This window comes from Mesoterricola sp. MK458 (assembly GCF_055384935.1).
This window is the reverse complement of record NZ_AP045075.1, coordinates 3,515,778-3,537,748: the sequence shown is the minus strand read 5'-3', so window position 1 is coordinate 3,537,748 and position 21,971 is coordinate 3,515,778. Positions and strand designations below refer to the sequence as shown.

General features: G+C 70.2%; 19 protein-coding genes. 9 read left to right on the top strand and 10 right to left on the bottom strand.

Translation table 11 applies throughout. The features are described from left to right. The first annotated feature begins 2 nt into the window (after positions 1-2). Positions 3-1,850 carry a tetratricopeptide repeat protein gene (locus ACZ5LB_RS15455; protein ID WP_464603103.1) on the top strand — a complete coding sequence of 616 codons (1,848 nt, stop codon included), beginning with the start codon at positions 3-5 and terminating at the stop codon, positions 1,848-1,850. 4 nt (positions 1,851-1,854) lie between these two features. Then, a complete protein-coding gene (locus ACZ5LB_RS15450; protein WP_464603102.1) occupies positions 1,855-2,556 on the top strand; it encodes a hypothetical protein in 702 nt (233 codons plus the stop codon). 5 nt (positions 2,557-2,561) lie between these two features. Here the strand turns inward: ACZ5LB_RS15450 and ACZ5LB_RS15445 are convergent, their stop codons facing one another. Genes ACZ5LB_RS15445 through ACZ5LB_RS15425 form a run of 5 tightly spaced genes read right to left on the bottom strand, consistent with a single transcriptional unit; the run spans position 2,562 to position 9,296 of the window. After that, positions 2,562-4,496 (bottom strand): APC family permease, encoded by a 1,935-nt coding sequence (locus tag ACZ5LB_RS15445; protein WP_464603101.1) that lies wholly within the window; start codon positions 4,494-4,496, stop codon positions 2,562-2,564. Positions 4,497-4,527: 31 nt separating this feature from the next. Beyond that, positions 4,528-5,439, bottom strand: coding sequence for a hypothetical protein (locus ACZ5LB_RS15440; RefSeq protein WP_464603100.1), 912 nt, complete (start codon positions 5,437-5,439; stop codon positions 4,528-4,530). Then, complete coding sequence (locus tag ACZ5LB_RS15435; RefSeq protein ID WP_464603099.1) at positions 5,439-8,138, bottom strand: patatin-like phospholipase family protein; 2,700 nt, start codon at positions 8,136-8,138, stop codon at positions 5,439-5,441. Before ACZ5LB_RS15435 ends, ACZ5LB_RS15440 begins: the two co-directional genes overlap by 1 nt. After that, entirely contained in the window at positions 8,135-8,863 is a 729-nt protein-coding gene (gene rph / locus ACZ5LB_RS15430) for a ribonuclease PH (protein WP_464603098.1), read from the bottom strand. The genes ACZ5LB_RS15435 and rph overlap by 4 nt, the downstream gene beginning before the upstream one ends. Before the next feature lie 4 nt (positions 8,864-8,867). Then, a complete protein-coding gene (locus tag ACZ5LB_RS15425) occupies positions 8,868-9,296 on the bottom strand; it encodes an RpiB/LacA/LacB family sugar-phosphate isomerase (RefSeq protein ID WP_464603097.1) in 429 nt (142 codons plus the stop codon). Between the two features lie 30 nt (positions 9,297-9,326). Here ACZ5LB_RS15425 and ACZ5LB_RS15420 point away from each other — a divergent pair, with 30 nt between their 5' ends. Genes ACZ5LB_RS15420 through ACZ5LB_RS15405 form a run of 4 tightly spaced genes read left to right on the top strand, consistent with a single transcriptional unit; the run spans position 9,327 to position 14,872 of the window. Beyond that, positions 9,327-12,527, top strand: a complete 3,201-nt coding sequence (locus ACZ5LB_RS15420) for a DEAD/DEAH box helicase (RefSeq protein ID WP_464603096.1) — start codon at positions 9,327-9,329, stop codon at positions 12,525-12,527. Continuing rightward, on the top strand, positions 12,524-13,495 hold the full coding sequence (locus tag ACZ5LB_RS15415; RefSeq protein ID WP_464603095.1) for an SWIM zinc finger family protein: 972 nt from the start codon (positions 12,524-12,526) through the stop codon (positions 13,493-13,495). The genes ACZ5LB_RS15420 and ACZ5LB_RS15415 overlap by 4 nt, the downstream gene beginning before the upstream one ends. A 17-nt stretch (positions 13,496-13,512) precedes the next feature. Continuing rightward, positions 13,513-13,899, top strand: a complete 387-nt coding sequence (locus tag ACZ5LB_RS15410) for a RidA family protein (protein ID WP_464603094.1) — start codon at positions 13,513-13,515, stop codon at positions 13,897-13,899. After that, positions 13,892-14,872: a PLP-dependent cysteine synthase family protein gene (locus tag ACZ5LB_RS15405; protein ID WP_464603093.1), complete on the top strand. Its 981-nt coding sequence runs from the start codon at positions 13,892-13,894 to the stop codon at positions 14,870-14,872. The genes ACZ5LB_RS15410 and ACZ5LB_RS15405 overlap by 8 nt, the downstream gene beginning before the upstream one ends. A 26-nt stretch (positions 14,873-14,898) precedes the next feature. On the opposite strand, the gene ACZ5LB_RS15400 is transcribed toward ACZ5LB_RS15405, so the two are convergent. Together ACZ5LB_RS15400 and ACZ5LB_RS15395 are read right to left on the bottom strand one after the other, a co-directional pair. Next, complete coding sequence (locus tag ACZ5LB_RS15400; RefSeq protein WP_464603092.1) at positions 14,899-15,693, bottom strand: hypothetical protein; 795 nt, start codon at positions 15,691-15,693, stop codon at positions 14,899-14,901. A gap of 92 nt (positions 15,694-15,785) precedes the next feature. After that, positions 15,786-16,550: a sulfite exporter TauE/SafE family protein gene (locus ACZ5LB_RS15395; RefSeq protein WP_464603091.1), complete on the bottom strand. Its 765-nt coding sequence runs from the start codon at positions 16,548-16,550 to the stop codon at positions 15,786-15,788. A gap of 193 nt (positions 16,551-16,743) precedes the next feature. Here ACZ5LB_RS15395 and ACZ5LB_RS15390 point away from each other — a divergent pair, with 193 nt between their 5' ends. Genes ACZ5LB_RS15390 through ACZ5LB_RS15380 form a run of 3 tightly spaced genes read left to right on the top strand, consistent with a single transcriptional unit; the run spans position 16,744 to position 18,738 of the window. Further along, on the top strand, positions 16,744-17,517 hold the full coding sequence (locus tag ACZ5LB_RS15390; RefSeq protein ID WP_464603090.1) for a sulfite exporter TauE/SafE family protein: 774 nt from the start codon (positions 16,744-16,746) through the stop codon (positions 17,515-17,517). A gap of 16 nt (positions 17,518-17,533) precedes the next feature. Beyond that, complete coding sequence (locus ACZ5LB_RS15385) at positions 17,534-17,881, top strand: hypothetical protein (protein WP_464603089.1); 348 nt, start codon at positions 17,534-17,536, stop codon at positions 17,879-17,881. Continuing rightward, complete coding sequence (locus ACZ5LB_RS15380; RefSeq protein ID WP_464603088.1) at positions 17,881-18,738, top strand: carbohydrate kinase family protein; 858 nt, start codon at positions 17,881-17,883, stop codon at positions 18,736-18,738. The genes ACZ5LB_RS15385 and ACZ5LB_RS15380 overlap by 1 nt, the downstream gene beginning before the upstream one ends. Here the strand turns inward: ACZ5LB_RS15380 and ACZ5LB_RS15375 are convergent. The 3 genes from ACZ5LB_RS15375 to ACZ5LB_RS15365 form a co-directional block, all read right to left on the bottom strand. Then, on the bottom strand, positions 18,735-18,992 hold the full coding sequence (locus ACZ5LB_RS15375; RefSeq protein WP_464603087.1) for a DUF2442 domain-containing protein: 258 nt from the start codon (positions 18,990-18,992) through the stop codon (positions 18,735-18,737). The genes ACZ5LB_RS15380 and ACZ5LB_RS15375 overlap by 4 nt on opposite strands. Positions 18,993-19,087: 95 nt before the next feature. Beyond that, entirely contained in the window at positions 19,088-20,155 is a 1,068-nt protein-coding gene (gene queA, locus ACZ5LB_RS15370; protein ID WP_464603086.1) for a tRNA preQ1(34) S-adenosylmethionine ribosyltransferase-isomerase QueA, read from the bottom strand. Further along, the gene (locus ACZ5LB_RS15365) at positions 20,152-21,969 is read right to left on the bottom strand and encodes an ABC transporter ATP-binding protein (RefSeq protein ID WP_464603085.1); all 1,818 of its coding nucleotides are present in this window, start codon (positions 21,967-21,969) and stop codon (positions 20,152-20,154) included. Before ACZ5LB_RS15365 ends, queA begins: the two co-directional genes overlap by 4 nt. Positions 21,970-21,971 lie beyond the last annotated feature (2 nt).

Below are 21,971 nucleotides of genomic sequence, written 5' to 3'. Positions count from 1 at the left end.
CCGTGGCCTCGCCCTTCGAACCCTACCTCCACCAGGCCAGGGCCCTGTTCGAGGCCGGCGACATCGTGAAGGCCGGCCAGATCTGGCAGGCCATCCTGAAGCGCGACCCCGGCAGCGAAGAGGCCCGCGCCGGGCTGTACAAGGTCAAGGCGCACTTCGACGCCCGGGCCACCCAGGACGGGCTGCGCGCGGCCCCCGAGCCCGCAGCCGACCGCCAGACCCTCACGCCCCCCAGCCCCGAGGTGAACAGCCTGCTGGACGCCGGATGCGCCCTCTACGACGCCGGGCTCATCGCCAAGGCCATCACCACCTGGGAGCTGGTACTGCGCCAGGACCCGGACAACGCCCTGGCCAAGGGCTACCTGGACGGGGCCCGGCGCAAGCTCGAAGTGGAGAGCGCCCCGCCCCCGCCGCCCCCGGAAGCCCCGCCGGCGCCCGGAGCCCCGGACGAGATCGACAAGCTTCTCCGGGACGGCTGCACCCTGTACGACATGGGCCAGGTTGAGGACGCACTGAAGAAGTGGGAACGCATCCTCGCCATGGATCCCCGCAACACCCTCGCCCAGGCCTACGCCAACGACGCCCGCAGGGACCTGGGCCTTGCGCCCGTGGCCGGCGGCGCCCGCCCCGCCCCGTCTGCCGCCTCCCCCCGGGAGGTTCCGGTCGGCGGAGACGACGAGACCTCCCACGCGGAAAGGCTCGTGCGCGAAGGGGTCCAGATCTATGACATGGGCATGGCGGAAGAGGCCATGGAGAAGTGGCGGCAGGCCCTCGCGCTGGAACCGGGGCATCGCGACGCCCTCGGCTACCTGGAGATGGCCCGCCGCGACCAGGAACAGGCCTCCCCGGCCAGCGCCCCGCCCAGGGCGGAACCCCCTCCCAGGGCCGCCGCGCCGTCCGATCCCCTTGAGCCCAGGGTCCTCGCCGCCGAGAACCTGCTGCGCAACCAGCAATTCGAGGAGGCCGCCTTCGCGTTCCAGCGCCTCATGGAAGCCGGTTCCCGGGATGCCCGGGTCCTCCATGGCTACCAGCAGGCCCGGTCCGTCCTCGGCGCCCGGGAGGTGGCTCCGGCCGTGCCGGTTCCGGCCCCCGTCCCCTCCCCGGCCCCCGTGGACCCGCCCCGGGCGCTGACGGTCAAGGCGCCCTCCCGCGGCGGCCTGAAATTGCCCGCCTTCCTGGGTGACCACGCCCTTCCGCGGTGGCTGGACAGCCCCTCCCGCGTCACCCTGGCCGGCGGCGGCGCCGTCCTGCTGGTGCTGGCCCTGCTCGGCTACCGCCATTTCCAGCGCAACGCCGCCCTCACGGATGCCGTGGCCGCCGCCAAGGCCACCGCCATGGCCCCCGTCGCCCGGCGGTCCCAGGTCGTCAACCTCGGGGAGACCCCGGAGGAGATCCGCAGCGAGTGCACGCACGCCCTCACCGATGATCCCCTCACCGCCTACTTCCGGGCCCAGGAGCTCCTTCGGCTGGACCCCGGCGACGCCACCGCCGCCCAGCTCCTGGGGCGCGCCCGCGGGCGCATGGCCGCGGTGCCCCCCGTGGGGTCGGAGAAGGACCTGGACCGCAGCATCAAGGACGGCGACCTGGAATCGGCCCGCAACGCCGTGGGCGACCAGCTCCGCAGGAACCCCGACGATCCCGAGCTCAGGGCCCGGGCCCGCACGATCTACCTGGCCCTGGTCCAGATCAAGGCCACCGGCGAGCATTTCAACGAGGCCCGGGAGCTCCTGAAACAGGGCCGGGCCATGTTCCCCCAGGACCGCACCTGGGCCGCCAGGCTCCGCCTCCTGGACGAGATCCAGGCCATGGGGAAGGCCACCCGGTCCGCCTGGATCCCCCTCCTGGGCTGAAGCCGTGACCCGCCCCCCGTGCCCCAGCTGCCATACGCGCATCATGCCCCTGGCCCAGGAGTGCCCGGTGTGCGGCCTGCCCGTGGCGCGCCGCCCCCTGCCCCGGCCTCTCCTCTTCCAGGCCAGCGCCCTCTCCGGCGCCGTGGCCCAGCCCCGGGAGGAACGCCTGGGCATTTCCGTGCCCGCCCTGGGCCGGGTGGAGCCCCTGACCCTATCCGAACCCATGGAGGCCCTGTCCGACGCCTCACCGGCCCTGCCCGAGCTTCCCGCCCGTCCCACCCATGAACTGGATCTCCTGGATGCCTTCTGGCCCGTGGTGAGGATGGAGGCCGCCGAGTTCGCCGCCCTTGCGACGCTCAACGCCTTCCTGGTCCTGGTGGCGTGCCTCGCCTCGGGCGCAGGGCCCTCGCGGCTCTACGGCGAGTTCTGGGGGTACCTCCTGGTGGTGCACGCGACCCTTTCCTGGGCCTTCCTCATGGTGCCCCTGGTCCTGGTGGGGCAGTCCCCCATGATGGGAATCCTGCGCCTGGCCGTGGACACGGACCAGCCGGAACGCCGCATGGCCTTCTCCCTCCTGTACCTCGTCTCGGCCACCGCCTTCCCCCTGTCCTTCCTGTGCATGGTGCTGACCCCCGACCACCGCACCCTCGCCGAGCTGCTCTCGGGCAGGGAGATCCAGCAGATGCCGTATGCGAGGATGCGGTAGGCCGGCTAGTCGGGGAGATGCATGCGAACCGACGTCACGATCACCCCGGGCACCAGCATCAGCGAGGCCTTGATCCGGAAGGCCATCTGGTTGTGGAGGAGCCGCTGCCACCATTTGGACGTGACGTACTCCGGCAGGATCATGGTCAGGCACACCTCGGGTTCCGCGAGCCTGAAGCGCTTGACCTCCTCCAGGATCGGCTCGACCACCTTGCGGTAGGGGCTGGGCACGCTGCGCAGGGGGACGCCCATGCCGTAGTAGGACCAGTCCGCGCGCAGCTTCTGGATGGCGGGGCTCTCGTGGAAGCCGTCCGAGCCCAGGTCCACGGTGAGCGCCTCCACCCGGTCCCCCGAGATGAGGCGTGCGTAGGAGAGCGCCTGCACCGTGCCCGCGTGCAGGCCCGAGATCAGGACGATGGCATGATGCTTGGACGGGAGGAAGGCGTCGGTGCGGCTCGCGGCCAGGGTCGACTTCACCCGGATGTAGTGGCGGTGGATGTTGAAGAAGGTCATGACCAGGATCGGCACCAGGACGGTGACGATCCAGGCGCCCCCCGCGAACTTGGTCACCGCGATGTCCAGCATCACGATGCCCGCGGCGCAGGCGCCCACGCCGTTCACCGCGAGCTTGAACTTCCAGTGCGGGCCTCGCTTGCGGTACCAGCGGACCACCATGCCGGACTGGCTGATGGTGAACCCCAGGAACACCCCGAGGGCGTACAGGGGCAGGAGCACGTCGGTGTTGGCGTGGAACAGCACCACCAGGCCCCCCGCCAGCACCGAAAGGATGAGGATGCCGTTGGAGAACACGAGCCGGTCGCCCATGCTGGTGAACTGGTTGGGCAGGAAGCCGTCCTTGGCCTGGATCGCCGCCAGCCTCGGGAAGTCGGCGTAGGCGGTGTTGGCGGCCACCACGAGAATGGCGAAGGTAAAGCCCTGGAGCACGTAGTAGTAGATCTTCGCGGGCAGGGTCACCAGCACCCCGCCGGTGCCGAGCACCTGCCTCGAGAGGTTGGAGAGCAGGGTCTCCTGCACCATCGTGGGGTCCGGGCTGTGGCGGTAGGTGATGCCGAAATGGTGGCTGAGGAGCGTAATGCCCATGAACATGGTTCCCAGGAGGAAGACCATCCAGGTCAGCGTCATGGCGGCGTTCTTGCCGGACGGCTCCCGGAACACGGCCACCCCGTCGGAAATGGCTTCGACCCCCGTGAGCGCGGTGCAGCCCGCGGAGTAGGCGCGCATGAAGACCCACACGAAAGCGAGGCCGGCCAGCCGCGGCGCCTGGTGGGTGGCGGCCTCCACCTGCGCCGGCGCGACGTCGGGGCTCAGGATCCACCGCACGGCGCCGATGGCGAGCATGCCCATGATCGAGATGAGGAATCCGTAGGTCGGGATGGAGAACAGCATGCCGCTCTCCTTCACGCCCCTGAGGTTGGCCGTGGCGATGAAGCCGATGGCCAGGAGCGTCAGGGAAACGTTGTAACCCTGAAGCGCCGGCACGGCGGCGGTGATCGCCGCGATGCCGGAGGAGACGGACACGGCCACCGTAAGGATGTAGTCCACCAGGAGGGACGCGCCCGCCGTCTGCGCCGCCATCTCGCCCAGATTGTCCTTGGCCACAAGGTAGGCGCCGCCGCCGGTGGGGTAGGCGAGGACGGTCTGGCGGTAGCTGAAGGCCAGGATGACCAGGAGGGCCGTGATGCCCATGGCCACGGGGACCGACAGACCGAAGATGGCCGCCGCCGCGGCTCCCGCGGCCACGGCGCCCCCGTGGCCCAGGGCGGTGGAAAGGGAAGCCATGATCTCCTGCGTGGCGTAGGCCACCGAAGACAGGGCGTCGGAGGAGAACACCGCAAGGGCGATCGGATTGCTGATCCGGTTGTGGTGGCTCTCGTCACTTGCCAGACGGCGGCCGAGGAGGAGACGTCGAAAATCAGCCATATGGACCCGTGAGAGACTTCCCTTCCCTGGATTATGCCCCAGGAACGCGCCCCAGAACCATGGCGGCGGGACGGATTCGGAGGGCCTCCATCACGTGGACCTGCCCCGGCGCCACCGGCCACACCCACCGCTGATGACCTTCCACGGACCGCCCCCGGAAGGCCCCCGCCACGTCGACCCCGCACAGCGGGTCCTCCGCCTCCAGCGGCAGGTCCGCTTCCAGTTGCGAGGTCCAGGGTTCGGCCAGGGGACCCAGGCGGAAGGGCGCTTCGCCGAAGAGGACGCCCCGGTCATGCAGGAGCCAGAGATCCGCGCCGCTTTCCGCGAGGACCTCCAGGAAGGCGGCCACCGCCCGGGCCGTCCAGGCCCGCAGCGCGGCGTCCAGGGGATCCTCCTCGTCGTTCCAGGGGCTGGCGCCGCGGAAGGCCTCCTCCACCGCCCTCTGGGCCAGGACGCCGAACTGGCCCATCACGTTGGCCGACAGGATCGTGGCGGGCCGATGCTCGGCGATCCAGGCCCGCAGGGACCCGGCCGCCGGATCCAGGGAGCCCAGGAGGCCGGCCAGGCGCCGCGAGGCGGCCCGGGTGACCCGCACCCGCCCCGACCAGGGCTGGCGGGCGGTCCTGAGGGCCGTGGTCCGCAACGCCTCCATGCCCCCCGTGAGGTCCTGGAAGACCCACGGGGCCCAGCGCCGATGGCGCAGGAAGGTGAGGATGCGGCTCCATGGATCCGCGTCCCACCCCACGGTGCCCGGGGGCGCCAGGGCCCAGGGCACCTCCAGCCCCGACCCCGCGCCCAGGACGAGGGCGGGACCTTGCGCTTCCTTCAGGCCCTGGCCCAGGAAAGCCCGGGCGGCCTCCAGGTGCCCGCCCCACGCCCCCCGGCGCCGGGCCAGGTAGGCCCGCTGCTCCCGGGCCAGGATCGACGCCAGCGTCCGGTCCATCACCGCTTCCAGATGTCGAAGGGCTGGGTGCCGATGAGGGCGTTGAACGACCCCGAGGAGGGTCCCCACCCCGATCCCGGCTGGTACGAACGAAGGAACCCGTAGCTCAGCTCCACGTAGAACCGCGCGAAGATGGTGCGCACCAGGGCGCCGGTGCCCATCAGGCGCCGGTCCCGGAACAGGTCCCGGGAGCTGCCCGCGGCGACCGCGTAGTCCAGGCGGGGCACCACCTGGAAGGAAAGGCCGAAGGGCCCCGCCATGCGCAGGGGGATCCCGAGCTTGGCCACCGCGAAGCCCGGCGCCTGGAGGCCCAGGGCCTGGGATCCCACCAGGAAGGACGGGCCGCCCAGGTTCCAGAACCGGTCCAGGGGAAGGTTCCGGCCGTAGCCCCACTCCAGGTCCAGGTCCAGCCCCAGGTTCGCGCTGGCGCGGGCCGAGCCGAAGGTGGTGATGCCGCGCGCCCGCATGTAGCCGAAGCGGAAGGTGCTCGCGGGCAGCTGGTCCGCGAGGCACTCCCCGAGGGCGTAGCGGCCCCTCAGGAGCAGGCCCTCCCTGGGGAAGGTGTGCCGGTCGAAGTTGTCCCATTCCGTGGAGAGTTCCAGGGTGCGCTGGTGGCGCAGCACCCGCGTGCCCTCCCACGCGCGGGAGGCTTCCCTCCAGGTGGTGGCCAGGCCCATCTTGCCCGTGCCCATGTTGCCGTACCGCACGTAGCCGCCCACGCCCAGGTCCTGGGTGGACACCACGGCGCCCGCGGCGCCCAGGGCCAGTTCGGCTGAGGGATAGTCCGGGGCCCGTTCGAGACGCTGGCGGAACGCCGAGGCCCAGAATTCCATGGCGAACCCGGGGAAGGCCAGGAAGACCGGCCCCTGCAGGGCCAGGGAACCCGTCTGCTGGAGCCGGTTCCGCGCCCCCGAGAGCTCCCCTTCCACCCCGAACCCGCCGAAGTTCTCGGTGCGGTAGTTGATGCCCGTGGCCGCGCCCAGGGTGGTCTCGTAGCCCAGGCTCAGGTCGACCGCCATGGCCTTGTGGTGCACGGGCGTCAGCTCCAGCACGGCGTCCGGGGTGCCCGGAGCGGGCCGGATCTGGGCCCGCAGCTCGGACAGGTGGAGCCTTCGCTCGGCCAGGTCGATGTCGTTGCGAAGCCGCGTCGTGTGGACGATGCCGCCCCGCGCGTGGGCCAGGAGGCGCTGGAGGTAGCGGGACTCGTAGTCGGCCCGCGCGTCCCGCACCACGACCTCCCGGATGGCGGGTTCGTGGACCACGATGAGCAGCTCGCCGGTGGCCTCGTCGAAGCCCGAGCCCCGGACGTCCACCAGGGGGGTGCCTTCCGTGACAAGGCGGTGCACGAAGCCGCTGAGGAACGTGCCGAAGGTCTCGGGGTTGAAGGGCTCGCCCAGGGCGAACTGCGCCCGGGCCGGATTCTCCAGGGTCCGCACCAGGCGCGGGCTCCCCTGGACCGAGACCGAGCGGATGCGTCCGAAGGGCGTGACGTCGATGTGCAGCGTGCCGCCATCCACCCTGGCCGTGGCGTCCCGGGCCCAGCCGTGGAGCAGCAGCTGCTGCAGGGCCACCTGCACGTCCTGGCGGTGCACCGGCCTGCCCGGGGGGAGGGCCCGGCCCAGCATGGCCGTCGCGGCGGTCTCCAGGGGGCGCACCGTGTTGACGGCCACCGCCGAAACGGGCAGCAGGTCCCCTGTCCCCTCGAGGCCCAGGATCGCCTCCCTCAGGGCGGGAAGGCTGGCGTCGAAGGCGTCCCGGCCCGCCTGGATCATGGAGGGCAACTGGCTCCCGTACTCCAGGAAGTCGGTGGTGCGGAGCTCGGGCCTCACCAGCACCGTCGCCGCGGCCCGGCTCTCCCACTGCCGGCGTTCCACCACCAGGTCGAGGCTGCGCGCGGCCAGCGAGAAGAAATTCGTCACCGAGGCCTTCTGGAAGGGCATGCTCACGTCCACCGCGAGCACCACGTCGGGCCGGAAGATACCCCGGGCGATGAAGACCGGGAGGTTCTCCACCAGGGCCCCGTCCACGTAAGGCTGTCCGTCGATCACCACGGGCCGGAACGCCCCGGGCACGGCCATGGAGGCCCGGAGCACCTCCACCAGGTCGCCCCGGTCGAACACCTTGCCCCGGCCCGTCTCCAGGTTCGTGGCCACCACGCGCAGGGGGTGCTTGAGCCGGTCGTAGTCCCCCCCGGAGAAGTAGTCGGCGCGGGTCATGAGGCCTTCCAGGGTCTTGCGGATCTCGACTCCCTCCCGCAGGGCGAGGGCGAAGGAAGGCACCCCGGCCTCCAGGCGCAGCGACATGAGCGTGCCGTTCTCGGCCTCGTCCTCCTGCAGGGTCCGGCCCAGGGTGCGCCCCAGGGGATCCAGGAAGGACCGGTTGAAGTCCACCCGGGTGAACAGCTCCTCGATCTCGCGCCCGGAGAAGCCCCCGGCCATGAGGGCCCCCATGAGGGACCCGGCGCTGGTGCCCGTGATGCTGTCCACGGGCACGCCCACCTCCTCCATGCGCTCGACCACGCCGATGTGGGCGACGCCCCGGGCGCCGCCGCCGCTGAGCACCAGGGCCACCTTCGGACGCCCGGGGATCTCCACCTTCGGCGAGAACGTGAAGACCATGTCGGGGGGCACCACCTTGACTTCGATCGCCCCCTGGGCGAAAGCCAGGGCGGGCGCCAGGAACGCCGCGCCGAGCCTCATCCCGCGAGGACGGCCTTGCGCTGGGCTTCCATGAGCGCCGCGCATCCCTTCAGCCCCAGGTCCAGGAGGGACGTGGCCTCGAGCCTGCTGAAGCTGCGACCCTCCCCGGTGGACTGGAATTCCACCACGGCCAGTTCGCTCTCGGCCCCCGTGGGCCGCGAGGCCACCAGGTTGCAATCCACCGCGGCACGGTGGTCCTCCTCGTATTCCAGGTCCAGGATGAGCCCCTGGCGCAGGCCGGGGCACCCTTCCAGGATACCCACGCTCACCGCCGCCACCTGATGGATTAGTGCCTTCTCCAGGCCCCTGGCCTTCAGGGCCAGGGCCAGGGCCACCCAGGCGCCGGTGATGGACGCGCAGCGGGTCCCGCCGTCGGCGTTGACCACGTCGCAGTCCAGGGTGAGCTGCACCTCGCCCAGCGCCGCGAGGTCCACCGCCTGCCGGAGGCTGCGGCCGATGAGGCGCTGGATCTCCACGGTCCGGCCCTGCTGCTTGCCCTTGGCGGCCTCCCGCGCCGAGCGCGTGTGCGTGGCCCGGGGCAGCATCCCGTACTCGGAGGTGATCCAGCCCTTGCCCCGGCCCCGCATCCACTCCGGCACGCGATCTTCGAGGCTCGCGGAACAGAGCACGTGGGTGTTCCCCAGCCGGACGAGACAGGAGCCTTCCGCATGGAGCTGGACGCCCGTCTCCAGCTTCAATGGCCTTGATTCTTCTGGCATTCTCATCGCGCTAGACTCCCGGCTCGATCTTTTTCACCCGAAATTCGTGCCTGCCCCCTTCAAAGGGGGTTTCCAGGAAGGTTTTGAGGTAGTATTCAGCTTGAAGCGGATCCGTCAGCCGCTGGCCGAAAGCGATGGCGTTTGCGTCGTTGTGCATCCTGGCCAGCCTGGCGTGCTCAGGTGAAGTCACCAGGGCGCAACGGATGCCCCTGTGGCGGTTGGCTGCAATGCTGATGCCGATGCCGGACCCGCAGACCAGCACAAGGCGTTCCCACGAATCCATTCCTTCCGCAGCCCGGTGCGCGAAATCCGGATAATCCACAGAGGCATGGCCATAGGTTCCAAAGTCCACCGCCTCGTGTCCCTGGGCCAAGGCCCACGCCTTCAGGCGCTCCTTGAGGTCATAACCTGCATGATCGCTAGCAAAGCCGATTTTCATAATGCATCTCCCATCCTTGAGGGTAACTGAATGACCCGGCCCATCCTCCAGTATCGTCCACTGGACCGGGGTTTTCTCCTGTGCATGCCCGGCGAGGGCACCAGCCAGGACTGGCAGCGGACCCTGAGGACCCTGCCCGGCAACCTCCACGGCCGCGACCGGCTCACGCCCGCGCGAGCGCGCCTGTTCCTTCCGGATTCCAGCCTGGTGGAAACCCACACCGTGCCCCTCCGCTGGCAGCGGGCCCTGCCCTGGCTGGCCTCCATGTCCACGGACCCGGAAAAGGTGGGCGGCAGCCTGGCCTTCTGGGCCTCGGCCCTGCGTCTCCTGCAATCCCTGGTCATGCGCGGCGCCCTGCTTCCCCAGCTGGACACCCGGGGCAACCCCTGGCGGGCCACCTGGGGCATCAGCCTCACCAGCCCAGCCGACCGCCAAGCCCTGGATGAACTTCTCAAATCCATGCCCCCCTCCGTGCTCGCCTTTCCCGAGGACGACGGGTGGATCTTCACCAAGGGCCTGGCCCTTGGCGCCCTCGAGACGGAGGAGGTGGACGACGACCTGGCCCAGCCCCCCGCGCCGGCGTTCATCCTGAAAGCCTTCCTGGAGGACGGCGCCGATTTCCTGGTCCGCTTCGTGGCCGGCTCCCTGCGCCAGGGGGAGGACCCCCGCCTGGGACTCATCCACCGGCTCCGCGGCCACAAGCGGGACCGGCTGCCCTGGGACGAGCGCCTCATGGTGGCCCTGAGCCACCCCATGAACGAATTCCCCACCATCGGCGTTACCGAGCGCACCCTGGGCGAGCAGCTCGAGCAGTGGAGCGAAGGCGCCCGGGTCCAGTGGATCCGCCCCAGCCTCAAGCTGGAGGCGCCCCCGGTGCCCGCCGAGGTGGATGCCATCCACGAGGCCGACCGCCTCTCCGAGGCCGGCTGGATCCTCCGGGTGGGCCTGGAGACGCAGGAGGAGGATTTCATTCCCGTGGCCCGCCTTTGGGAACCCTCGGTGGAACCCGAGGTGCTCGAGGCCCGCAAGGTCCTGCTTCGCGGCCTGGCCCGCGCCATGCCCTTCTTCCCGCCCCTCCAGGGGGCCCTCTCGGGCATCCAGCCCGAGGACCTCCCGCTGCTTCCCACCGAGGCCTGGCAGTTCCTGACCCGCGGCGCCGCGCAGCTCAAGGAGGCGGGATTCCTGGTGCACATCCCCGAGCAGCTCGCCGAATTCGGCGGCGCCCGGCGCCTTCGCGCCAAGGTCAAGCTGGGCGCCAGGCGCATCGAGGCGGCCCCCGAGACGGCCGCCGCCCAGGAGGGCCTGGACGGCTCCGTGTCCGCGGACTGGTCGCTCATGCTGGGCGACGACAACCTCGACCTGCAGGACTTCGCCCAGATGGCCAGCCTCAAGCACCCGCTGGTGGCCTGGAAGGGCAAATGGGTCGCCCTGGATCCCGAAACCCTCAAGCAGATCACCCAGGTGATCCAGGCCAGCCGGGGCGCCGGCTTCGAGAGCATGAGCCGGGGCGAGGCCCTGGCCGCCGCCCTCACCGGCAGCGCCCACATCCCCGGCGTCTCCGAGGCCATCGAGGTGGAGGTGGCGGGCGACTTCGGCGCCGCCCTGGACGACCTCAAGATCCTGCCCGACAAGCCCATCACCCAGCCCGAGGCCTTCAAGGGCATGCTGCGCCCCTACCAGCTCCGGGGCCTGGCCTGGCTGGAGGGGCTGTCCCGCCTGGGCCTGGGCGGCATCCTCGCCGACGACATGGGCCTGGGCAAGACCATCGAGGTGCTGGCGCTGCTCCTGTACCGCCAGCAGCAGGACCCGCACGCCGGCAACCCGACGCTCCTGATCTGCCCCACCTCCCTGCTGGGCAACTGGGAACGGGAGATCGCCAAGTTCGCGCCCACCCTCCCCTTCTTCGTGCACCACGGCAACAACCGGGACAGCCTGCCCAGGATCTTCAAGCCCCACACCATCGTCCTCACGACCTACGGGGTGATCCGGCGCGAGGAGGACGTCTTCGGCGACAGGGCCTGGTCCATGGTGGTGGTCGACGAGGCCCAGGCCATCAAGAACGCGGGCTCCTTCCAGGCCAAGGCCGTGCGCAAGCTGCGCGCCCCCTTCAAGCTGGCGCTCACCGGAACGCCCATCGAGAACCGGCTCCTGGAGCTCTGGTCCATCCTCGCCTTCGCCCTGCCCGGCTACCTGGGCAGCGAATCGCGGTTCAAGGACCAGTTCGCCTCGCCCATCGAGAAATACCGCGACACCGACGCCGCCACCGAGCTGCGCCAGCGCGTGGGCCCCTTCATCCTCCGCCGCCTCAAGACGGACCGCTCCATCATCCAGGACCTGCCCGACAAGAACGAGATGAAGGTCTACACCCAGCTCACCCGGGAGCAGGCCGCCCTCTACCAGGCCCGCGTGGACCAGATGGAGAAGGACCTGGAGGCCGCCACCTCCATCGAGCGCCGGGGCCGCATCCTGGCCCTGCTCACCCACCTCAAGCAGATCTGCAACCATCCCTCCCAGTTCCTCAAGCAGACCGGGCCCTACAAGGGCCGCAGCGGCAAGCTCGAGCGGCTCACCGACATGCTCGAGGAGGTGCTGGAGAGCGGCGAGAAGGCCCTGGTCTTCACGCAGTTCAAGGAGATGGGCGACCGCCTGCAGGTGCACCTCGCCGATGTCCTGGGCTTCGAGCCCCCCTTCCTCCACGGCGGCTCCAGCCGCGAGCAGCGCGACGAGATGGTGCGCAGCTTCCAGGAGGACGAGGACGGCGCCAAGGTGATGCTCCTGTCCCTCAAGGCGGGCGGCGTGGGCCTCAACCTCACCGCCGCCACCCACGTGTTCCACTTCGACCGGTGGTGGAACCCGGCCGTGGAGGACCAGGCCACGGACCGCACCTACCGCATCGGCCAGACCCGGAACGTGCAGGTGCACAAGTTCATCACCATGGGCACACTCGAGGAGAAGATCGACGGCATGCTGGAATCCAAGCGCGACCTCGCGGACCGCGTCGTGGGCACGGGCGAAGGCTGGCTCACGGAGCTGGACGACGACGCCCTGCGGCGCCTGGTGGTGCTGGAGCCCGACGCCGACATCATGGGCGAGGAGGAGGCCAACGGCAACGGCCATGCCTCCCACGTCCCGGCCGTGGAGGATGACGTCGACGACGTCCAGCCCATCAGCGCCCGCGCCCCGGTGAAACGCAAGGCCCGGCCCGCCCTCCGGAAGGGGGTGCTCTCATGAGCCAGATGAGCGAACGCTTCGGCACCACCTGGTGGGGCCGCCTCTGGATCACCGCCCTGGAGCAGCTGGGCGACGACTTCGAGAACCGGCTCCCCCGCGGCAAGAAGTACGCCGAGGAAGGCGCCGTGAGCCACTTCACCGTGACCCCCGGCGAGATCCAGGCGAAGGTGCACGGCCGCAAGACCTACAACGTGACGCTCGGCCTGCCCGCGCTCTCCTCCTCCCAATGGGAGAAGGCCCTGGAGCGCATCCACGCCGAGAGCCGCTTCGTGGCCTCGCTCCTGGCCGGCGAGATGCCCCAGGGCCTGGACGAGACCTTCAGGGAAGCCGGCGCCAGCCTCTACCCGCGGGTGCCCAAGGAGCTGCAGACCCACTGCGACTGCCCGGACTGGGCCAACCCCTGCAAGCACGTGGCGGCCGTGTGCTACATCATGGCCGAAGCCCTGGACCGGGATCCCTGGCTGCTCTTCGATCTCCGGGGCCGCACCCGCGAGGAGGTGCTCGCGGCCCTCCAGGCGCGCATGGACGCCACCGCCGCCGAGCCCGCCCCCCGCAAGCGCGGCCGGCCCCGGAAGGTGGTCTCCGTGGTGGACCTGCTGCCCCGGCGCAACGAGATGGCCGAGCCCTGGCTGCGCATGCCCGAGGAGGCCTTCGACGCGCCCCCGGTGCCCATCCCCGAGGTGCCCCTGCCCCGGGCCATCCCCGCGGACCCCTCGGTGTTCATCCAGCTGGGACCGCTGCCCCACGCCCGCATCGAGGCCAGCCTGTGCCTGGCGGCCCTCATGCACCGCACCGCCCAGGTCGTGCAGATCCAGATCGAGGAAGGGGTCGGTAACATGGAGGAGTCCGAGGCCCAGCCCGAGGCCGTCAGCGAACCTCCCGCGTCCCCGTTCGAGTCCGCCATGCCCGCCCAGCCCAGTGTCAAACCCTGGCGCCACAGCAAGAAGCGCCGCTGGGGCAAAGGCTGAAACCCAAGGAGCCCGCCATGAAGACCGTCGCCACCCCCAACGCCCCCGGCGCCATCGGCCCGTACTCCCAGGCCCAGATCTCGGGCAACCTCCTGTTCACCGCGGGTCAGATCCCCCTGGTGCCGGGCACCATGGAGATGGTCACCGGCCCCATCGAGGCCCAGACCGAGCGCGTGGTGGCCAACCTCACCGCGGTGCTCGAGGCCGCGGGCACCGACTGGTCCCGGGTCCTCAAGACGACGGTCTTCCTCACGGACCTGGCGGAGTTCGGCGCCTTCAACGCCGTCTACGAGAAGCTGCTCGGCGGCGCCAAGCCCGCCCGCAGCACCATCCAGGTGGCCGCGCTCCCCCGGGGCGCCAAGGTGGAGATCGAGCTGGTGGCGGAGATCAGGGCCGATGCGTGACAAGAGGGTCTACGACAGCATCCTCGACGTCATCGGCAACACCCCCCTGGTGCGCCTGCGCCGCATCACCGCCGGCCTTCCGTTCCCCGTCTGGGTCAAGCTCGAATACCTGAACCCCATGGGCAGCAGCAAGGACCGCATCGCGAAGTACCTCGTGGAGCAGGCCGAGAAGGACGGACGCCTCCATCCCGGCGACGTGATCCTGGAGAACTCCTCGGGCAACACCGCCATGGGCCTGGCCCTGGCGGCCATCCAGAAGGGCTACTCCCTCAAGGCCGTGGTGCGCGACCGCACCTCCAAGGAGAAGCTGGACCAGCTCACCGCCCTGGGCGTGGACGTGGTCAAGGTGGACACCAGCCTTCCGCCGGAGCACCCCGACAGCTACAACCTCATCACCCCGCGCCTGGCCCGGGAGACCCCGGACTGCTATTTCCCCGACCAGCACAACAACCGCGAGAACAACGAGGCCCACTACCTGGGCACCGGCCCCGAGGTGTGGGACCAGATGGACGGGAAGATCGACGTCTTCGTGGCCGGCATGGGCACCGGCGGCACCATCGGCGGCGTTGGCCGCTACCTGAAGGAGCGCAATCCCTCAGTGCGGATCGTCGCCGTGGACGTGGCGGGCTCCGTGTTCACGCCCTTCTTCAGGACGGGCGAGCCCGGCAAGGCCGCGCCCTACCTGCTGGAAGGCCTGGGCGACGAGTTCATCATCGGTACCGCCGACTTCTCGGTCATCGACGAGATGGTCCAGGTGACCGACCAGGAGGCCTTCCTGGCCGCGCGGGAACTGGCCCGCACCGAAGGCCTCCTGGTGGGCGGCTCCAGCGGCGCCGTCATCCACGCCCTGCGCACGATCGCCCCCACCATCGCCCCCGACGCCCGCGTGGCGATCCTCTTCCCCGACAGCGCCTCCCGCTACCTGAGCACCATCTTCAACGACGACTGGATGCGAGAGAAGGGCATGCTCTGACCGGGCAGGCCCGGAGCGCGTCAGCCCTACCCGGCCGTGCCCTCTTCCCCACCCTTCTCCCGATGCCTCCCCCTTCCCGGCGGCCGGGTGATCAGCTTCTGGCTCTCGGGGGGTGACGGCAGGTCCGGCAGGGAAAGGGGCGCCAGCAGGTTGTCCCCGACCACCTTCCAGGCGCGGGCCTGCTTGGGGAGGCGCTCGGGCTGCATCACCTCCCAGCCCTGGGCGTAGGAGACGAAGCTGGGCATGACCAGCGCGAAGCCGGTGTAGAGGAAGGCGGGGTAGCGCAGCCATTCCTCCCCCTGGTCGGGGCCGGCCATGGGCACGGCGAACAGGGGGTGGAGGCCGCCGTTGATCCAGAAGCCCGTGGGGGGATCATGGCGGGGATATACGAAGATGCGCCGGCGGTGCATGAGGGTGTTGCTGCCCACCCGGTAGGTGTCCATGGGCTGGATGCCGGTGCCCTCCAGGGAGGGGCCCCAGCTCCGCTCGGGGTGGCCCACCACCTGGACCACCTCCCGGCCATGGCCGCTGAGCTTGCGGAAAAGGAGGCGCAGCTCCTCGGCCTCGTCCTCCTCCAGGTGGCCCTGGTTGGGCTTGATGTCGCCCAGGATGGCCACCCGCCGGGGCTTGAAATCCTCCAGGAGGCCCAGGAGCCGCTCCCAGATCTCGTGCTGCTGGCCGTTGGGCAAGGCATCCGGACGTTTCCTGCGCCCGGCGCCCAGGCCCAGGAACAGGTCGGCGATGACCAAGGTCTCCTGGCGGGGCATCAGGATCGCGCGGCGGCTGTCGAGGATCACGTCTTCCGAGAATTTGATCTGCATGGGGCTGTCATTCCAATCTCTTCCATTGGAACATGACCCGCCCCCCTTTGGGGGTACGCCGACAAACCCAGGGGAAAGGGGAGGGATCCCGCTCAGACGTGGAGATGCCAGCCCATGCTGTCCAGGATGCCCAGGGCGCCGATCACCAGCAGGACACCGCCGAAGATGGGCTCCAGGACCTTGGTGTTCATGCGGACCGCGGTGCGGGCGCCGAGGAACGACAGGGGGATCGAACCAAGCCCGAAGATGAGCACGACGCGCCAGGACACATGGCCCAGGGCCACGTGGACGAGGGTCCCAGGAACCGCGAGGAGGGCCGACGCAACCAGGGAGCACGCGAAGGAGGTCTTGAGCGGGAGGCGGAGCACCCGCACATAGAGCGGGGCGAGCAGGAACCCCCCCGCATTGGCGAGCAGGCCGGCCAAGAATCCCACCAGGACACCCACGATGGCGCTGAGCCACCGCTTGGCCCGGGGCGTCGGGGGCCGGCGGTCGGGTTGGTTCGAGGTCGGGTTTACGAGGAAGGACAAGCCGAGGCCGGCGATGACGAGGTTGCTGAGGAGCAGGAGGCCGGCGCCCCCCACGAACCGGCTGCTCCAGGCCCCGAAGATGGTGGCTGGGAACCCCAGGGCCACGCTCCAGAAGACCACCTGCCGGTCGTACAGACCCTCCTTGATGTAGGCCAGGCTGGCCACCAGGGTGCCCGGGATGGTGGCGGGGAGGGGCGAAGCGACGGCGAAGAACGCCGGGACCCCGGCCAATTGGAGAAGCGGCGTGGCGACCGCGCTTCCCCCCTTGCCGAAGAGCCCTCCAGCGAAGCCGACCAGGAGTCCGATGAAGAGAAGGCGAAAGGTCATGAATTCATCTTATGCCTGGGGATGGAAGGTGATGCCATCTTCGTGAACGTCCTGGCAGGGTGGGTCGATGGGGGGGAGGCCCCCTCGGCCCCTTTTCGCCCCCGCGCAACGCTCCACTCCGATTCGAAGAAATCGCAGGCCATTCCACGATTGCCGAAGCCCACTCATCTACAGTGATGGAGGAGGGATTCGAATGCCGGCACACTGGGTAATGGGCGCGGGATCGCTGGCCGCCGGCCTCTGCGGCGGAATCCTATCCGGACTGTTCGGCGTCGGTGGAGGCATCGTCCTCATCCCCATGCTGGGCTTCCTTCTGGGCCTTTCCCAGCACCAGGCCCAGGGCGTGACCCTGGCGGCCATGCTCTTGCCCAACGGGCTTCCGGCGGTGCTCCACTTCCGCAGGCAGGGCATCCGCATCCACTGGCCCCTGGTTCTCTGCCTTACCGCCGCCTTTCTCCCCGGGGTGTGGGCGGGGGCCCGGTTTGCCGCCCACATCCCCGATGGCCCCCTTCGCGAGGTTTTCGGCGCCTTCCTGGCCATCCTGGCCGTTCGCACCTGGCTCCAGAAGCCGTCCAGGCCCGGGCGCACGGCCCATGTCCCCACCGCCCGCCAGATGGTGCTACCCGGCCTGGGCATCGGGCTCACGGCTGGCCTCCTCTCCGGCCTCCTGGGCATCGGCGGCGGCATCGTCATCATCCCCTTCCTGGTGTGGAAGCTGGACCTGCCCCAGCATGAGGCGCAGGCGGCTTGCCTGGCCTTCATGCTGGCCCCCATCGGCCTGCCCGGCGTCATCGTCTACGCCAAGCAACAGGGCGGCCTGCCCTGGCTCATCCTGGGCGGCGTGGCGGTGGGCTTCATGTGCGGCGCCTATGGCGGAGCCCGCATCGCGACCCGCCTTAACGGCCCCAGGCTCCGCAAGGCCTTTGCCATCCTCATGGCCTGCGTGGCCCTGCTGATGCTATTTTAGGACCGGAGGTCCCCCCGTGCCCCTTGAGTCCCCAGCCCCCCTCTACACGGGCGATCGCCTGAGGGATCTCATCCTCTGCTACGCCGGGCCCTGGGCCTTCCTGCCCTACCTGCGCCGCCGGGACGACGAGGAGTTGCTGTGGCACTCCCGGCAGGGCGTGCTGCTGGCGTTCACGGAGGTGAGCCTGGCCCTGGCCCTGGCCATCATGGGCATGTTCCCCCTCCTGGGGTGGGTGTTCCTGCGGTTCTTCCTGCCGGTGTGGCTCATGTGGTGCCTGGCCATGTCCGTGGTCTCCGTGCTCCAGGCCTGCAAAGGCAAGCGCCACAAGATCCCGGTTCTCCACCAGTTCATGGACTACCTTTGATGGCACCGCGGGTCGTCGGCATCGGCGAGCTGCTGTGGGACTGCTACCCCGGCGGAAGGCGCCTGGGCGGCGCCCCCGCCAACTTCGCCTACCACGCCACCCGCCTGGGCTGCGTTGGAACCCTGGTGAGCCGGGTCGGCGACGACGCCCTGGGGCGGGAGGCCCTGGCCGCCCTGGATGCCCAGGGCGTGGACCGCGGGGCCGTGCAGGTGGACCCCTCCCTGCCCACCGGCACGGTGAGCGTCGAGCTGGATCCCCAGGGCCACCCCGCCTACGTCATCCACCCCGGCGCCTGGGACGCCCTGGACTGGACGCCCGGGCTGGCCCAGGTGGCCGCGGGCGCCTCCGTCATCTGCTTCGGCACCCTGGCCTCCCGGGGCCTTCGCACCCTGGACGCCGTGACCCGCTTCCTGGACGCGGCGCCCCCGGACTGCCTGCGCATCTTCGACGTCAACCTCCGCCAGGACCCCCACGGCCCCGAGCGGGTGCGGGCCTTCCTGGGCCGGTGCGACGTCCTCAAGCTCAACGAGGATGAGCTGCCCGTGGTGGCCGCCCTGGGCGGCGCAGATGGGGCCGAGGGGCTGCGCCGGCGGTTCGGCCTCAAGCTCGTGGCCCTCACCCTGGGCTCCCGGGGCAGCGAACTCCACGCCGGGGGCCCGCCCCTGGTGGAGCCCGGCGTCCCGGTGGAAGTCGTGGACACCGTGGGCGCTGGCGACGCCTTCACCGCCGCCCTGGCGGCGGGCCTGGTGCAGGGGCTTCCCCTGCCCGACGTGCACCACCGTGCCGCGCGCCTATCCGCCTACGTGTGCACCCAGCCCGGAGCCATGCCCGACACCCGCGGCTTTCTTGATTCCTAGCAGACCTTCGCGTCCCTCAGGAGGTCGGAGGGGCGGAGCGCCTCCTCCAGCCTTGGCCAGTGGATCATCTGCCCGCCGCCCAGGAGCCGCACCTTCTTCAAGTCCTCTTCCTTGCCCCAGGCCAGCTGGGGGTAGAACGAAACGGGAACCGACGCGATACGCCCATCCTCGGTCTCGAGCTGGATGCGTCCCGCCTCCACCCAAACCCGGCGTGCCTTGGTGTCCAGGGCCTTCACGGTGTTCATGATATCCATGAATTTCACCTCTTTCGTATCCATGGTAGCCCGTCTGGCGCGGCCCATTGCCATGGATGTGTGCACTTGCGCTTCAACCCGAATCAAATTAGCTATTAAATCTGATTGCGGGCATTCAGGATGAGCATCGCGTCCCCGTAGCTGAAGAAGCGGTAGCGCTCCCGGATCGCCTCCCGGTAGGCCTCCTGGGCGAAGTCCACCCCCAGCAGCGCCGAGACCAGCACGAACAGGGTGCTTTCGGGCAGGTGGAAGTTCGTGAGCAGCAGGTCCGCCGTACGCAGGCGGGTGCCAGGCTGGATGAAGATGCGGGTGGAGCCCGAACGCCGCAGGGACGCGCCGTCCCAGGCCGCCTCCAGGGTCCGGAGGCTGGTGGTGCCCACCGCCAGCAGGGGCCGGGTGCGCCCCCGGAGCACCGGCTCCAGCAGGGCGGCGGTGGCCTCGGGGATCTCGTAGCGCTCCTCGTGCATGACGTGGTCGCCCAGGTCCTCGGCGGTCATGGGGCGGAAGGTGCCCAGGCCCACGTGGAGACGCACCGGGCTCCAGAGGCAGCCCCGGCCCTCCAGGGCGGCGATGAGCTCCCCGGTGAAGTGCAGGCCCGCGGTGGGCGCGGCCACCGCCTCGCCGTCCCGGGCATGGAAGACGGTCTGGTAGCGGCCCTCGTCCTCCGCGTCGGCGGGATGGGTGATGTAGGGCGGCAGGGGCAGGCGCCCGATGGCGTCCACCGCGTCCCAGTCCAGGGGAGCGCCCCCGGGGCCCAGGACCCGCACGCGGCGCAGGCCCTCGTCCAGGGCCTCCTCCACGCGCACCTCCGCCAGCAGGTTGCCGGCGGCGTCCACCACCTGGGCCGCCTTGCCGGGCCGGAGCCGCGCCCCGGGGCGCACCAGGGCCTCGAAGCACCCTCCGGGCAGGGCGCGCAGCAGGAGGGCCTCCCCCTCGCCGCCCCCGGCCCGGCGCAGGGGCAGCCTCGCGTGGCGCACCTTCACGTCGTTGGGCACGCACAGGGTCCCGGCGGGCACCAGCCCGGGCAGGTCCCGGATGGATTGGTGCCGGAGCGTCCGGGCCACGGGATCGGCCACCAGGAGCCGCGCGCCGTCCCTCGTGGCCGCGGGGTGCTGGGCGATGAGCTCCGGCGGAAGGTCGAAGTGGAAGTCCGCGCGCTTCATGCGTGGAACTGGAGCGTGTAGAGGCGCTCGTACTCCCCGTGGCGGGCCAGCAGCTCCTCGTGGGTGCCCATCTCCGCGATCTCCCCCTGGCGCAGGACGCAGATGCGCGTGGCCCGCTGGATGGTGGACAGGCGGTGGGCGATGACCAGGGTGGTGCGGTCGCGCATGAGCACTTCCAGGGCGTCCTGCACGGCGCGCTCGCTCTCGGTGTCCAGGGCGCTGGTGGCCTCGTCCAGGATGAGGATCGGGGGATCCTGGAGCAGGGCGCGGGCGATGGCCAGGCGCTGGCGCTGGCCCCCGGAGAGGGTGGAACCCGTCTCGGCCAGGGGGGTGTCGTAGCCCTTGGGCAGGGAGGTGATGAAATCGTGGGCGTGGGCCTTCCGCGCCGCCTCCACCACCGCCTCGCGGGTGGCTTCCCGGCCGTAGGCGATGTTGTCGTGCACCGAATCCATGAAGAGCAGCGTCTCCTGGGTGACGATGCCGATGCGCTGGCGCAGCTCCCGGGGGTCGAAGTCCCGCAGGTCCGTGCCGTCCAGGGTCACCCGGCCGCCGGTGGGATCGAAGAAGCGCGGCACCAGGTTGACCACGGTGGTCTTGCCGCCGCCGGATCCGCCCACCAGGGCCACCGTCTCGCCCCTGCCCACCTGGAGGCTGATGCCCTTGAGCACCTCGTTGCGGCCCTTCTTCCCCTCGTAGGTGAAGCGGACATCCTCGAAGGCCAGCCGCTCGGGCAGGGCCGGCACCGGCCTGGGATGGGCCGGAGTCGTCATTTCCGATTCCCGGTCCAGCACGCTGTAGACCCGGTCCAGGCTGGCCTGGGCCACCTGGATGTCGCTGTTGAGCTTGGTGAGGCGCCGGATGGGATCGTAGAAGCTGTAGAGCGCCAGGACGTAGGTGAGGAAGTCCGGGCCGCTCATGCGCCCGGAACGCACCTGCCCCGTGGCGTAGAGGAAGAGGATGGCCAGGAGCACCCCACCCACCAGTTCCATGATGGGGTGGGAGATGGCCGACACCCGGGCGGACTTCATGCCCAGGCGGAACAGCTCGTTGTTCAGGTCGTGGAACCGGGCCTCCTCGAAGGGCTCCCGGGCGAAGCCCAGCACCACCCGGATGTTGCTGAAGACCTCCTTCAGCCGCTGGAGGACGTGGCTGGAGGCCTCCATGTTCCGGTGGTTGATCCTGCGGATCTTCTGGCTGAGCTTCTTGATGGGCAGGACCACCAGGGGCCCGGCGATGAAGATGGTGAGGCTCAACTGCCAGTTCAGATACATCACGTAGCCCAGCATGACCAGGGCCTGGGTGATCTCCCGGGTGGCGTCCGCCAGCTGGTTGGAGGCGATGCCCTGAACGGCCCCCACATCGCTGATGGTGCGCTGGAGCAGCTCGCCCACCGGGTGGCGCTGGAAGTAGGCCGGCTCCTGCTTCAGGAGCTTGGCGAACAGCCGCTCCCGCAGGGAGATGGTGGCCCGGATGCCGGACCGCACCATGAGCAGGGTGCCGCTGTACGTGAAAACGCCCTTGAGAATGAAGACCAGCACCAGGAGGGCGGGCAGGATCCAGGTCTTCTCCTGAAAGGTGGCCTGGCTGGGCAGGTGGGCCAGGGCCCACGCCTTGAGGTCGGCCACCAGCTGGATGCGCGGCGCGCCCGCGGAGGCCCCCTCCTTGACACCCATGAGCATGGAGAAGATCAGGTTGGTGATGCCGATCATGGCCCCCTGGCAGGATCCCGCCAGGGTCAGGAGCAGGGAGCCCCCCACCATCAGGGGCAGGAAGCGCTTCATGTGTTCGCGGTAGAACCGGGCGAAGTTCGACATCC